Source organism: Bacteroides rodentium JCM 16496 (assembly GCF_000614125.1).
Classification (GTDB): Bacteria; Bacteroidota; Bacteroidia; order Bacteroidales; family Bacteroidaceae; genus Bacteroides; species Bacteroides rodentium.
This window is the reverse complement of the sequence record NZ_BAKJ01000009.1, coordinates 91,349-104,563: the sequence shown is the minus strand read 5'-3', so window position 1 is coordinate 104,563 and position 13,215 is coordinate 91,349. Positions and strand designations below refer to the sequence as shown.

Annotated in this window: 9 protein-coding genes and 5 pseudogenes; 6 read left to right on the top strand and 8 right to left on the bottom strand. The window is 49.0% G+C overall.

The features are described from left to right. From JCM16496_RS06135 to JCM16496_RS06120, 3 genes are all read left to right on the top strand, one after another. Positions 1 to 369, top strand: coding sequence for a GntR family transcriptional regulator (locus JCM16496_RS06135; RefSeq protein WP_025833040.1), 369 nt, complete (start codon positions 1 to 3; stop codon positions 367 to 369). 230 nt (positions 370 to 599) lie between these two features. Next, complete coding sequence (locus JCM16496_RS06125) at positions 600 to 2,930, top strand: TonB-dependent receptor (protein ID WP_025833039.1); 2,331 nt, start codon at positions 600 to 602, stop codon at positions 2,928 to 2,930. A gap of 107 nt (positions 2,931 to 3,037) precedes the next feature. After that, positions 3,038 to 3,331 (top strand): nucleotidyltransferase family protein, encoded by a 294-nt coding sequence (locus tag JCM16496_RS06120; protein WP_025833038.1) that lies wholly within the window; start codon positions 3,038 to 3,040, stop codon positions 3,329 to 3,331. Positions 3,332 to 3,418: 87 nt separating this feature from the next. On the opposite strand, the gene JCM16496_RS06115 is transcribed toward JCM16496_RS06120, so the two are convergent. The 3 genes and pseudogenes from JCM16496_RS06115 to JCM16496_RS06105 all read right to left on the bottom strand — a co-directional run bounded on the left by JCM16496_RS06115 (position 3,419) and on the right by JCM16496_RS06105 (position 6,026). After that, on the bottom strand, positions 3,419 to 3,985 hold the full coding sequence (locus JCM16496_RS06115) for a nitroreductase family protein (protein ID WP_025833037.1): 567 nt from the start codon (positions 3,983 to 3,985) through the stop codon (positions 3,419 to 3,421). Positions 3,986 to 4,036: 51 nt separating this feature from the next. After that, positions 4,037 to 5,160 (bottom strand): annotated as a pseudogene (locus tag JCM16496_RS06110) (HpaII family restriction endonuclease). A 271-nt stretch (positions 5,161 to 5,431) separates the two neighbouring features. After that, positions 5,432 to 6,026, bottom strand: a pseudogene (locus JCM16496_RS06105) (IMPACT family protein). Between the two features lie 207 nt (positions 6,027 to 6,233). Between JCM16496_RS06105 and JCM16496_RS06100 the strand changes: the two are divergent. After that, positions 6,234 to 7,385, top strand: a complete 1,152-nt coding sequence (locus tag JCM16496_RS06100) for a glycerate kinase family protein (protein WP_025833036.1) — start codon at positions 6,234 to 6,236, stop codon at positions 7,383 to 7,385. On the opposite strand, the pseudogene JCM16496_RS06095 reads toward JCM16496_RS06100, so the two are convergent. The 3 genes and pseudogenes from JCM16496_RS06095 to JCM16496_RS06085 all read right to left on the bottom strand — a co-directional run bounded on the left by JCM16496_RS06095 (position 7,375) and on the right by JCM16496_RS06085 (position 9,491). Continuing rightward, positions 7,375 to 8,723, bottom strand: a pseudogene (locus JCM16496_RS06095) (MATE family efflux transporter). The gene JCM16496_RS06100 and the pseudogene JCM16496_RS06095 overlap by 11 nt on opposite strands. An 85-nt stretch (positions 8,724 to 8,808) precedes the next feature. Continuing rightward, the gene (locus JCM16496_RS06090) at positions 8,809 to 8,988 is read right to left on the bottom strand and encodes a hypothetical protein (RefSeq protein ID WP_439644520.1); all 180 of its coding nucleotides are present in this window, start codon (positions 8,986 to 8,988) and stop codon (positions 8,809 to 8,811) included. A gap of 102 nt (positions 8,989 to 9,090) precedes the next feature. Continuing rightward, a pseudogene (locus JCM16496_RS06085) lies at positions 9,091 to 9,491 on the bottom strand (DUF6249 domain-containing protein). A 142-nt stretch (positions 9,492 to 9,633) separates the two neighbouring features. Here JCM16496_RS06085 and JCM16496_RS06080 point away from each other — a divergent pair. Beyond that, entirely contained in the window at positions 9,634 to 10,182 is a 549-nt protein-coding gene (locus JCM16496_RS06080) for an RNA polymerase sigma factor (protein WP_025833034.1), read from the top strand. Further along, positions 10,179 to 10,550: a hypothetical protein gene (locus tag JCM16496_RS06075; protein ID WP_025833033.1), complete on the top strand. Its 372-nt coding sequence runs from the start codon at positions 10,179 to 10,181 to the stop codon at positions 10,548 to 10,550. Before JCM16496_RS06080 ends, JCM16496_RS06075 begins: the two co-directional genes overlap by 4 nt. 178 nt (positions 10,551 to 10,728) lie before the next feature. On the opposite strand, the pseudogene JCM16496_RS06070 reads toward JCM16496_RS06075, so the two are convergent. Together JCM16496_RS06070 and JCM16496_RS06065 are read right to left on the bottom strand one after the other, a co-directional pair. Next, positions 10,729 to 11,975, bottom strand: a pseudogene (locus tag JCM16496_RS06070) (DUF1015 domain-containing protein). Positions 11,976 to 12,191: 216 nt separating this feature from the next. Further along, positions 12,192 to 13,115, bottom strand: a complete 924-nt coding sequence (locus JCM16496_RS06065; RefSeq protein ID WP_025833032.1) for an NAD(P)-dependent oxidoreductase — start codon at positions 13,113 to 13,115, stop codon at positions 12,192 to 12,194. Between the last annotated feature and the right edge of the window lie 100 nt (positions 13,116 to 13,215).

Here is a 13,215-nt window from a genome sequence, read left to right as displayed (position 1 = left end):
ATGGACTTCAAGACCAACAAACCGATATACCAGCAGATTGTAGACTTCTGTTTCAGCAAAATTCTCACCCGCGAATGGCGGGCAGAAGAGCGAGTGGTATCCGTGAGGGAGCTCTCCACACAACTGGCAGTGAACTCGCGTACCGTGTTGAAGGCCTATGAATACCTGCAGGCAGAAGACATCATCTACCCGGAACGGGGAATGGGGTTCTACCTCTCCAAAGATGCGGTGAAGAAAGTGATGCGAATACAGAAGAAAGAGTTTTTTGAAAACCAGCTTGCCGACATGTTCCGCAGCATGGAGCTGCTCGGCATCAGTATAGAAGAAATAACAGAACGATATAACAAACTTAAAAAAGACGGTTCATGAAGAGATACGCAAAGACTGCATTATGGATTACCTTCGGACTCCTCTTCGGACTTACGATTGTCAAAGTTTCGACACTGATGTACGAGATTTATTCCTTCATGCATTCCTAACTTTCATCGGACAGACGAGGAAAGTATAAACAACTGATATACAAACTTTAGCATCTTCCCTTAGCGGGAAGAGTGACTTTTACATCCCTATCCAACAGTAACAGACTAATACAAAAGATTATGAAAACCAAACTTTTTTTACTATTGCTTGCCCTCTCCGTACTCAGTACGCAGGCACAGAGCCTCTCCATCAAAGGACGCGTCACGGACGCTTCGCAAGAGGCAGTTATAGCCGCCAATGTGTCATTATGGACCATAGACTCTACTTTGGTGACCGGAGTAACCTCGGATGCACAAGGCAAGTTCGCCCTCCATAAAATCAAGGCAGGCGACTACCGCCTTTCCATCTCCTTCATCGGCTTTCAAAGTGAAAACATACTGCTGAAACTGAATAAAAGCCTCGACCTGGGCGATGTACAGTTGCAGGAAGATGCCGTAAGCCTCCGTGAAGTGACGGTATCCGCCAGCAATGTGCTGCAGCGGGTAGACCGGCAAATCATCCTGCCTTCCGAAAGCCAGCTGAAACGCTCGTTCGGTGCCTACGACCTGCTGAACAATCTCGGCATTGCCCGCCTGCAAGTGGACAATCTGAGCAACAGCATGAGCGTCAGCGGTGGCGGGGCCGTACAAACCCGTATCAACGGCATTAAAGTGACAGACAAGGAGATAGCGGCCGTCAGAGCCAAAGACGTACTGCGTGTGGAGTTCATCGAAGACCCCGGCAAGCAATACGGCGACGATGAGCTGGGCGCCGTGGTCAACATTATCCTGCGCCGCCGCGAAACGGGTGGTGTCGTGAACTTCCAGTTCTCCGATTCTCCCCATACCCTATGGGGAGAAAATTTCCTGAGCGCGAAGTTCAATTACAAGAACTCCGAATGGGGCATCGACTACTTCAACAAGAACGGCAAGTATCACAGCCGCCTCGAATCCCACGAAACCTTCTATCTGGGCGACCGCACCATCGACCGCATCAAGGAAGGCATCGAAGACGAGTCTCCCTCCCTGAGCTTCATCAACAACCTGAATCTGACGTACAATCTGACGAAAGCGGACAAATATGTATTCAATGCCATTTTCCGTAACAACCTCAGCAATGCCCCTTACCAGAATGAGCTGAACAAAATGTGGGCAGTGGGCAACACGGAGTCCATCTATTCGTACGTCAACAACCATACATCCAGTTACTCTCCGGCGCTCGACCTTTACTTCCAGCATACCCTGCCCCATCAGCAGAGCATCCAGGTGAATGTGACGGGAACGCTCATCCATACCAAAAACAACCGGAAATACAAGGAGTACAAGAACGAGAACGCACCGCTGGCGGACATCCAGACATTGGTGGACGGTGACAAGCGCTCCGTCATCGGCGAAGCCATCTATGAAAAGAACTTCAAGGAAGTGAAGCTGAGCGGTGGTGCCCGCCACTATCAGATGCGGACGGAGAATGAATATAAAGGCTCCAATCCCACCACTTCGAAGATGGACCAGTCGCAGACATCCGCTTTCTTCGAGGTGCAGGGCAAGGTAAAGGACTTCAGCTATGCGGGCAGCATAGGCATGACGCGCGCCTGGTTCAAGGAAAGTGAGGAAGACCATGCTTACTATACCTTCACGCCCACCGTACGGTTGAGCTATAATCTGAAGAAAGCGGGATTCCTGCGCTACCGGTTCAACATCAGTCCTGCCATACCGTCGCTCGGCTCGCTGACGGATGTGGAGCAGGCGATGGACACGATACAGATAGTCCGCGGAAACCCGTTGCTGAAAACGTATCAACAGTTCACGAACTCCTTGTCTTACAGCTATTCGAAGAAGCAGTTCAATGCCAATCTGAGCGTACGCCACCAGTATTATGACAATCCCATCATGGAAAGCATCTTCGTGGAAGACGGCAAACTGATACTGAAGGATGAAAACCAGCGGTCGTTCCAAAGCCTGAATGCGGAACTGATGGTCGGCATAAATGGCGCTACACTATTCGGACTGAAAGATTTCCTGACACTTTATGCTTCGGGAGGGTATACGCGCAGTTGGTCGGAAGGCTTGAACTACAGTCATATGTACGATGAATTCTATTACAGTGTGATGGCGCAGATGCAGTACAAAGGTTTCTCGCTGCACGGACAGTTCCGGAAAGTGCAGAACAACTTCTTCGGCGAAACCATCAAGAAGAACGAAAACCAGACAGCATTCATGGCAATGTATACCCGGCAAAACCTTCAGGCGGGAATCGGTGTTATGTTTCCTTTCACCAATAACTATAAGGTGGGAAAAGAAAGAATCAGCAAAGTGGCTCCTTTCCGTTCCGAGACATTCGTCAGGGAGACGGGACAGATGGTCGTGCTGCGCGTGGGCTATACATTCGAGTTCGGACGCAAGCACAAGGCAGGCAACAAGGGGCTGAACAACAGTGATACGGACAGCGGCATCATTAATATGCAGCGATAAGGCGATATATTAAAAGGTACAACAAGATTTTTTCAACATTCTCTTTGGCTATTCTGATTTAAAACACTAATTTCGTGATTATTCATTATCAGTATAACCCATTAATAATGAAAACGAAAAGCGAATATATCCAGATTTTACAGTCACGTGCAGATGAGTTGCGTCAGAAGTTTGGCGTGCATTCCTTGCGCTTATTCGGGTCCGTAGCACGTGGAGAAAACACTGCCAAAAGTGATGTGGATATCTGCGTGGATATGGAACCTAAGTTATATAAATTTATCGAACTGGGTATGTATCTTGAAAATTTGCTTGGCTGCAAAGTTGATGTAGTCAGAATGCATCGCAATATGAACTTAATCTTGAAAGGAGAAATTGAACGTGATGGAATCTTTATCCTCTGACTCCTTCCATTGATACCTACCTGACATCAACGGAAGGAGCAAAGTTTCTTTCTTGAACAATTAAAGCAGTGATGGAAAATAGCTGACTTACCGTATCACCGTCACCACCCCTTCCTTCATCTTCCTTTCCTTCACCGGCATATCCGCAGGCGCATAGCCCAGAGCGGCGCAGCCGAACACTTTGTAATCGGCGGGAATGCCGAGTTCTTCGGTAAGGAAAGCGCGCACTTCGGCATCGTCGCACGTCTGTCCCAACTGGTTTATCCAGCAAGAGCCGATGCCGAGAGACTTAGCGGCAAGGAAGATATTCTCCAGGGCACAAGCGCAATCGGAGGGAGACAGCGGGCTGTCCGCTTTACCGGAAACGATGACTAACGTAGGGGCATGGTAGTAGCAGCAATAAGTATTGCTGTGTCCGCGCTCCTGCCATTGCGGGTTGTCGCTCTTGGCGAAGGCAGACTTTATCTTGTCATTGAGCTGCACCAGCAACTCCGCTTTCTGGATGGCAGTGAAATGCCAATCTTGAAAGTTCATTCCACTCGGGGCACAGACAGCCGCTTCAAGAATCAAATTCAAATCTTCTGCGGACACTTGCTGTTCCGTATAGACGCGGACACTACGACGTGTCCGGATGGTGTTTAATGTTTCGTTCATCTTTGTTTTATTGATAATGAAATAATAAGTAGCGCTTTGAATGGTGAGACCTCATCGCTTCACCAGCCCGATCTTTACATTCAGCTTGAAGTACCAGATGCCGTTCTCGCGTTCCAGGAAACCGTATTTATCTTTCTCTACGGCACCTTTCTCCAAACGCGTGTTCTGATAAAGGAAGTCTGCAAAGACCTGCGGACGGGATTTGTGGTAGCAAAGTACCTGCCCGCTGCCGTCCGTCAGGAAGATGCCTTCGACGGCAGAGTCCGTACCGTTATAAATTTTGGCAGGGCGCATGCCGAGGGCAAGCGCCAGCAAGAACTGCTTCATCTTGAACTCGTAGAAGTGATGCTTGTTTATCAACTCGTCCTTTATCTTCAGCGGATTCATCTCCTTGATGCGTTCCGTCAATTCGCTGATGCGGGTGATACCGTCCAAGTGCATCAAGCGTACCATCTCGGCAAGCATGCGGGGGAAGTGGAGGTCTATCATCAGCAGGTTGCAGCGGAACACGCGGTCGGCAACGTCGGCATACTTCAGCACACCGCCCAGTCGCTCAATCATCATCATACGTTCTGCCACTTCCGTAGGAGATTCCGGCAGGGCATTCACCTTGTTCACCGTGGGCACGGCAAACTTGACACCGCTTTGCTCCAGCTTCAGATTCGCCGTGCGCCCTCCGTCCAGCAACGGATTCATCGGGGTAAGGCGACAACGGACATTGAAGCCCGTTAGCGGAGCTTCGGGATGCCAGAAAGCTACGGAGAAATCGGTACGGTCCTCCGTCTTTGCTTCCAGGTCGAAGATGTTGACAGCATCAAGGAAGGCTTCCAAGCCTTCAGTCACTTCCACTTCCTCACCCGAAACGTTCTTCAGCAGATGCAGGATAAGTGTTGCCGCATCGCCAAAGTCCTCGCGGGGAAAGCGCAGTTCTGCTTTGTCGCCCGGAACAAACTGACCGTTCTTCTCGGTAGTTCCGCTGACGATGCGCACTTCCTGCTCTTCGATATAGTAACGACGCGGTCCGTCATGCTCTTCCCGCTGTATCAAGCCACGGGCCAGTGTTCTGTTCCGTCCGTTCGGGCTTCCGGCGTGCCAAGTGACACGCCGCCATCCGCCAGCAGGCGAAAGAAGGTGTAGAGCTCGCCCAGTTCTCTTTTAGTTGCACTAAATGCCATAAACTTTCTTTTGTTTAAAGGGGGGAAGCCAGCCTTTCATAAAGAGTGATGCCGTTTACACGAAGCAAACAGTCTGTTCCAAAGAACAAAACAACTTGTTCCGTTAAAGGAAACAGTTTGTTTCATTATAGAGAACACTTCGTTTCATTATGGAAAAACAAAGTGTTCCACATAGGCGAAACAAAGTGTTCAAACGCGTTTGAACACTTTGTTCCAAAGTAGGAAACAAACAACTTCCCTATTGAAAGGGGCTCTTATCCCATTTGTTGTATTATTCAAACCTTAATGTTTCTACTTTCTCCAACCGTGCCCGCAACTTCGGCATCATGGACTGGCGAATGCGGAGCGTCATGCGGCAGTCCATATCGTACGACTGTTCCAGGATTTCCGGCTCCTCCTCCTTCACCACCCGCATCACATCGTTCATGAAGGGGTATTCGAAGAGGAAAGTCACCGCCTCATCTACCGTCTTTTCAATGATGGTGGCAGCGGCAATGGCTTCGGCGGCAGCAGCCTTATAGCTACAATCAGTCCGCTCGTACCCAACTTGATACCGCCGAAGTAGCGCACTACGATGACGAGAATATCCGTCAGTTCGTTGGAATTGATTTGTCCCAGAATCGGCTTGCCTGCCGTACCCGATGGCTCGCCGTTGTCGTTGGCACGGAAGTCCTTCCGCTCATGGCCCAACATGTAGGCATAGCACACGTGGCGGGCGTCGTAGTATTTCTTCTGGTAAGTTTCCAGATGCGCCTTCACCTCCTCTACTGTACGCACCGGCAGGGCAATAGCAATGAACTTGCTGCGCTTTTCAGTGTAAATGCCTCGGAAGGGGCAACGATGGTTTTATACGTATCTTCGCTCATGCTGCAAAGATAATGCAAACCGAAGACAGAACTTTCATGCTTGCATGAAAAAGTTATGTTGAGGTGCAGCTTATCTTATGAAAAGATAATGCAAACCGAAGAGAGAACTTTCATGCTTGCATGAAAAAGAAATGAAATTTTGTATATACCTTTGTAATTGTACAACTTGTCATCCGAAGCATGACGAAACTATAAAAGACCGCATTTATGAAAAAGATAGTGATTGCCCTTGATTCCTTTAAAGGCTGCCTCACCTCGGCAGAAGCTGGAAAAGCCGCCGCCGAGGGAGTGCATGCGGCATGTCCCGGATGCCACACCGTTGTTCTTCCGGTGGCCGACGGAGGTGAAGGCATGCTCGATGTCCTGCTGGCAGCCGGCAACGGCAAACGCATCACCGTCCGTGCCCACGACCCGCTGATGAGAGTACGCAATGCCAGCTACGGCATCTCCGGAGACGGCAACACCGCATTCATAGAAATGGCTGCCATCAGCGGACTGCCTCTGGTGCCCGCCGACGAAAGGAATCCTATGAGGACCACCACTTTCGGAACGGGAGAACTGATACGCGATGCGCTGGAACGGGGATGCACACGCTTCGTCATCGGGCTCGGAGGCAGCGCCACGAACGATGCCGGACTGGGAATGCTGCAAGCATTGGGATTCCGCTTCTTCGATAAAGACGGATGCGAAGTAGGAAACACTGAAAAGGGCATTGCCCTATGCGGCGGCCTTTTATCGGGCATCAGCTCCATTGACAGCTCTTTCGCCCATCCCGCACTGAGAAAGGCATGTTTCACGGCAGCATGCGATGTGCGCAATCCATTCTTCGGAGCCCATGGAGCAGCGCATGTATTTGCTCCCCAAAAGGGGGCGGACGAAGATATGGTGAAAGAGCTGGACTCCGCCATGCGGCATCTTTCGGACACGATACTCCGCACTACCGGCAAAGACATCTCCACATATCCCGGTGCCGGTGCGGCAGGCGGTATGGGTGGCGGTCTCCACGCATTTCTGGATGCACGGTTAAAACCCGGGATAGAGCTTCTGCTGGAAACTCTGGACTTTGCAGAAAAGATTAAGGATGCCGACCTCATCATCACCGGAGAAGGAAAATCGGACCGGCAGACTCTTATGGGGAAAGTGCCTTCGGGCATCTTGCAGGAAGCAAGGAGGCAACACATCCCCGTCATACTGCTGGCAGGGGCGATAGAGGACACCAAAATATTGAACGAAGCGGGCTTTCGGGGCGTATTCTCCATTACCCCCTCTCCCATCTCTTTGGAGCAGGCCATGCAACCCGAGTTTGCTCAAGACAATATCCGAAGAACCGTAGAGCAAATCTGCCGCATCATGTCTTAGATTCCTGAAAACGGAACTTCTTGTACCGATAGTACCAGATGCCGACCACGTCGGCAATCAGCCAGCCGATGGGAATGGACACCAGATGCCCGTCACCCCCACCTCGGGCATCGAGGCCAGCCAGTAGGAAAGAACGACACGGGTGCCCAGCGACAGCACGGTCAGCACAACCGACATGCCCGGCATGCGGATGGCCCGATAGTATCCGTACAGCAGAAACAAGATGCCGATGCCACAGTAGAAAGCGCCTTCGATGCGCAGGTATGCCACCCCCACCGCAATAATCTCCGTCTCGTCCGGACGGACAAAGACAAGCATCAGTGGCTCGGCAAACACGAAAACCAGCACGGAGACGAGGAGTGAGAAAACAACCGCTGTGACAAACGCACTGCGAACACCCCGGCGAATGCGGTCGTAACGTCCGGCCCCGAAGTTCTGCGCAATGAAGGTGGAAAAGGCGTTCCCGAATTCCTGCACAGGCATATAGGCAAAAGAATCTATCTTCACCGCTGCCGCAAAAGCCGCCATTACGGCAGTACCAAAGCTATTGACCAGTCCTTGTATCATCAGGATTCCCAGATTCATCACCGACTGCTGAATGCAGGTCAGTGCAGAGAAGGAAGCGATTTCCTGCAGGCAGGCACGGTCGAAGCGCATATCCTCGCGACGCCAACGCAATTCGGGACGGTGTCTATACGTGTAGATAACGATGCCCAGTGCCGCTGCGCCCTGGGCAATGACCGTGGCAATGGCTGCACCTTCGATGCCCCAATCCAGTCGAAAGATAAAAAACAAGTCGAGTGCTATATTCAGAACGACCGAAACCGCCAGAAACCAAAGCGGAGTGACGGAATCGCCCACCGCACGCAACAGGGCCGCATAGAAATTATAGATGAAGGTAAAGACTATACCGCAGAAGATTATCCACAAGTAGCTGCGCATCATGCCGTATATGTCTTGCGGAACCTGCAACAGCCGGAGAATAGGGTCGAGCCAGATGAAAACAGCCACGTTCAGTATCAGTGTCACGATACCTATCAGCACAAACGAACTGAATATGCTGCGGCGCAGGGCCACATGGTTTCCGGCGCCATAATGCAGAGAGAAGACGGTGCCGCTGCCCATTGCCAGCCCCAGCAAGACGGATATAAGGAAAACCATCAGTGTGTATGCCGAACCGACCGCCGCCAACGCCCCTGCGCCAATGCATTGCCCCACGATGAGCGTATCCGCAACGTTGTAGCATTGCTGCAAAAAAGACCCTACCATCATGGGTAGGGTAAAACGTAATAAAGTACCGGTTATGCCTCCTTGGGTGAGGTCTCCTTTCCGTCGCATGTGAATCTTGTTTTTTAAGTATTTCCATTACGGGGGCAAAGATAGTACAAACAAAGGAGTATTGGCAACAAAAAAGACAGAGGAATTATCCTCTGTCTTTCTGACTTTGTTCTTCAGGGCTATTCAGCATCCTGACCATCTGCCTGACATCACGGTTATCAGCCTTACTGTATAATCCGATCTGTTGTCCAGGAACTGTTCCCTTTTCATTTTCCACATGAGGCAATGTTGCCTCGGGGGCACCATGCCCTGCTTTCTTATCCATATTCATACCTATTGAAATTTTATCCTTGTTATGAAAACAAGATAAAAAAGCGATTTGTTCAGCAGTGACACGAGAAATTTAATAATTCCACTTCTTTTCTGCTCATCCTTGCTTCTTATTCAGTTTCAGTTCTGTAACGAAAGCCACTATCAGCCGATTCCACCGACACCCAGCACGCAGGCTCCATAAATCAGAGAGACAGTTTCCCTGTACATCCAATCTCTGTCTGCAGTGAAGTAATCGGGAACCGTCGCATAGCAGATAAGATAACCCAGCAACAACCCCAGTCCCATACCTGCCAACAGACATCCTATTTTCAAGGCAGAGAACGAAAAGCTGCTTCCACGCAATTTAGGCACATCCATCTGAGGGAGCAGTCCCCGCTCATCCATCTTCTCAATCAGCATAATTCTTTCCTTCTTACAAACAAACAGCTCAAACAATTTGTAGACTCCTAAAGTAATGATTGTCATCACCGCAGGCACCATAATAAAATCCATCATATTCGTTTCGTTTTAAATTAGTAATTTCGTTTCTTTGTACCCTTTAGACGCGGCAGTTTATATGAGGTTACAGATTTCCGGAAAAATATTTTTCTTCCGGAAATCTGTAACCTCATAAACAAACCTGCGTCTAACAGACAAAATGAAAGACGACGAGAGACATATCATCCAGCGCATCTTGAGGGGAGAGACTACTCTTTACGAGCATTTTCTCAACGCATACGGCCAACAAGTATTCATGCTGGTGGCCCGCATCGTCTCCAATCAGGAAGATGCCGAAGAACTGACCCAAGATGTCTTTCTGAAAGCCTTCCAGCATCTCTCGTCTTTCAAAGGCACCAGTTCTTTTTCGACATGGATTTATTCGATTGCATATAATACGGCTATCTCGAGTGCACGGAAAAAGAAATTTGATACCTTTGTCATGGATGATGCACTGCTTGCCAACATATCCGATACACAAGTCGATGAAGCCTTGAATGACGAAGGAGAAGAGCAAATTGCCAGATTGAACAGAGCTATGGAGCAACTCAATTCCGAAGAACGGGCACTGATAAGCCTATTCTATTATGAAGAAAAATCATTGAATGAGGTAGCTCTCATCCTGGGACTGACGGAAAGCAACGCAAAAGTGAAGCTGCACCGTATACGTAAAAAGATTTATGTATTGATGAAACAAGAAAAAGTATGAATGAAGAACTGAAAGATAAAGGATTAAAAAAGGCGGTAAGGGAACAGACTACCTTCCGTCTGCCGTCCAATTTTGCCTACCTCACCATGCAGAAGGTAGAAGAAGCCATACGTCTGCGCGAGAAGAAATCAGAAAGAAGGACCCTGCTTGCAACCATCGCCGCTGCCATCTTCCTGATAGGCACCAGTGGGGCAGGATTGGTTCTGTACTTCGGAAACAGCATCCGGGAAGCCTTTATCCCCACCACCGTCCTACAGCCAGAAAGCATCCGGATACCTTGCTTCTATCTCCTGCTGATTCTGGCAATTCCGCTTTTTATCCTATTTGACCAGTGGATGAGAAAACAGTATTTCAAACATCATTCCTAAGGATTCCAAAGTTCTGAACGAAAAACGAGGGTGTCAAAACGGTATTCACCACAGATTACACAGATTTGCACAGATAAGCATCTTTGATTATCAGTAGATTAAGTTCATTCTGTGTTAATCCGTGTAATCTGTGGTGAATACCGTTTTGACACCCCCGTTTCAGTTTATATCAATTCATTTAGTCCAGTTTATGAATCACCAATCCCGAACGCAACTTCGGCTCAAACCAAGTTGTCTTGGGAGGCATGATATTACCCGTATCGGCAATGTCCATCAGTTGCTTCATGGAAACGGGATAGAGGCCAATGCCACTTTCATCTCACCGCTGTCCACCCGCTTCTTCAACTCTCCCAGGCCACGGATACCGCCTACAAAGTCGATACGCTTGTCGGAACGGAGGTCTTTGATGCCGAGCACTTCATCCAGTATCAGATTAGAGGAGATAGTTACATCCAGTACGCCAATGGGGTCGTTATCATTATAAGTACCCGGTTTGGCAGTGAGGCTGTACCACTTTCCGTCCAGATAGAGGGAGAAGTTATGCAGTCCGGACGGCTTATAGATGTCCGCACCTTTCTTCTCTACGATGAAATTCTTACCCACAGCAGCCAGGAACTCTTCGGGAGTCATACCGTTCAAGTCCTTCACCACCCGGTTATAGTCAATAATAGTCAACTGGTTGGCCGGGAAGCACACAGCCATGAAGTAGTTGTACTCTTCATCTCCACGGTGATTGGGGTTTTGCTTGGCTTTCTCCGCACCCACCAAAGCGGCAGCGGCACTGCGATGATGCCCATCGGCAATGTAGAGGGCGGGCATCTTGGCAAACTCCTGGGTTATGGCATCAATGTCCTCCTGCTTGTCTATAATCCAGAAGGTATGACCGAAACCATCACCCGGAGCGATAAAGTCGTATACCGGTTTCCCCGCTGTATAACGGGAAATGACGGCATCCAGCGCAGCGTTATCGGGATAGGCAAAGAATACGGGCTCAATGTTGGCATTGTTCACGCGGACATGCTTCATACGGTCCTCCTCTTTATCACGACGAGTCAACTCGTGCTTCTTGATAACACCGTTCATATAATCGGGAACGTATGCACCGACAACAAGACCGTACTGTGTCTTGCCGTTCATGGTCTGGGCATAGACATAATAGTTTTCTTTATCGTCCTGCACCAGCCAGCCTTTCTCCTGGAACATACGGAAGTTCTCTGCAGCTTTCTGATAAACACGTTCGTCATGCTCATCCGTGCCGACGGGAAAATCTATTTCCGGCTTGATGATATGATATAGGGATTTTTCATTACCTTCCGCTTCTGCACGCGCTTCTGCAGAATTCAATACGTCATAAGGACGGGACGCTACTTGTTCCACCAAATCCTGAGGGGGGCGAATCCCTTTAAAGGGTTTAATTATAGCCATAAGAGAGTGTTTTATATGGATTATTGAGGTTTCTTTTTCACAAAATATCTTATCAGATAAATAGCACTACTTAATATCAGTACAACAGATACGCCCTCGCAAAAGCCGAGGGCGAAATCTGACAATTCATTTCTGAATATACTACTTAATGAAAATATACCAGCACCTATTGCTAAATAAAGAACTGAACATTTATAGGTAGTCTTACTATTCATCTCATTTCTTGTTTACGCGGAACTTCTCACAACCGTCTTTCAGGAAGCCTACAATCTGCTTGGCAGCGGCAATACCTGCGTTGATATTGGCCTCGGCAGTCTGGGCACCCATCTTTTTCGGTGTAGAGAAATAACGTCCGGCAAACTTGGCTGCAAACGTTTCATTGGCAGCAGGCATAATGTCGGTCATGTATTTCAAGTCGGAACGCTCTTCCATCAGCTGGATAAGCTCGGCTTCATTGATGACCTCCTTACGGGCTGTGTTCACCAGCAGTCCGCCTTTCGGCATCTTGTTCACCAATGCATAATTGATGGAATTCTTCGTTTCGGCAGTGGCAGGAATATGCAGGGATACGACGTCGCAAGTAGAGTAAAGCTCTTCGGCAGAACCCACAGCCTTCACTCCATCTTTCTCGATTACTTCTTTCGGGCAGAAAGCGTCGAACGCATAAATCTCCATACCGAAGCCTTTGGCAATACGGGCTACGTTGCGACCCACGTTACCATAAGCGTGGATACCCAGTTTCTTGCCCATCAGTTCCGTACCGGAAGTACCGTTATACATATTACGGACAGCCATCACCATCAAGCCGAAAGCCAACTCGGCCACAGCATTGGAGTTCTGTCCCGGAGTATTCATTACACATACATTGTGGGCAGTAGCTGCTTCCAGGTCCACATTGTCATAACCGGCACCGGCACGCACCACAATCTTCAGTTCCTTGGCGGCATCCAGCACTTCGGCATCAATGATGTCACTGCGGATAATGATAGCGTTGGCATCTCTCACAGCCTCCAGCAGCTTGGCTTTTTCACCATATTTTTCCAGCAGCACGAGTTCGTAACCTGCTGCTTCTATTTCTTTACGGATACCGTCTACTGCCACTTTGGCAAACGGTTTGTCTGTTGCAACTAATACTTTCATAATTTCATGATATTAAAAAGACTCACCACAGATGACACAGATTATCACAGAGTTTAATCATAAAAACAATCTGTGCAAATCTGCGTAATCTGTGGTGAAA

Bases quoted from the DNA above. Each gene is read 5' to 3' on its own strand.
- JCM16496_RS06135 (WP_025833040.1), top strand. From the start codon at position 1: ATGGACTTCAAGACCAACAAACCGATATACCAGCAGATTGTAGACTTC.
- JCM16496_RS06125 (WP_025833039.1), top strand. From the start codon at position 600: ATGAAAACCAAACTTTTTTTACTATTGCTTGCCCTCTCCGTACTCAGT.
- JCM16496_RS06120 (WP_025833038.1), top strand. From the start codon at position 3,038: ATGAAAACGAAAAGCGAATATATCCAGATTTTACAGTCACGTGCAGAT.
- JCM16496_RS06115 (WP_025833037.1), bottom strand. From the start codon at position 3,985: ATGAACGAAACATTAAACACCATCCGGACACGTCGTAGTGTCCGCGTC.
- JCM16496_RS06100 (WP_025833036.1), top strand. From the start codon at position 6,234: ATGAAAAAGATAGTGATTGCCCTTGATTCCTTTAAAGGCTGCCTCACC.
- JCM16496_RS06090 (WP_439644520.1), bottom strand. From the start codon at position 8,988: ATGGATAAGAAAGCAGGGCATGGTGCCCCCGAGGCAACATTGCCTCAT.
- JCM16496_RS06080 (WP_025833034.1), top strand. From the start codon at position 9,634: ATGAAAGACGACGAGAGACATATCATCCAGCGCATCTTGAGGGGAGAG.
- JCM16496_RS06075 (WP_025833033.1), top strand. From the start codon at position 10,179: ATGAATGAAGAACTGAAAGATAAAGGATTAAAAAAGGCGGTAAGGGAA.
- JCM16496_RS06065 (WP_025833032.1), bottom strand. From the start codon at position 13,115: ATGAAAGTATTAGTTGCAACAGACAAACCGTTTGCCAAAGTGGCAGTA.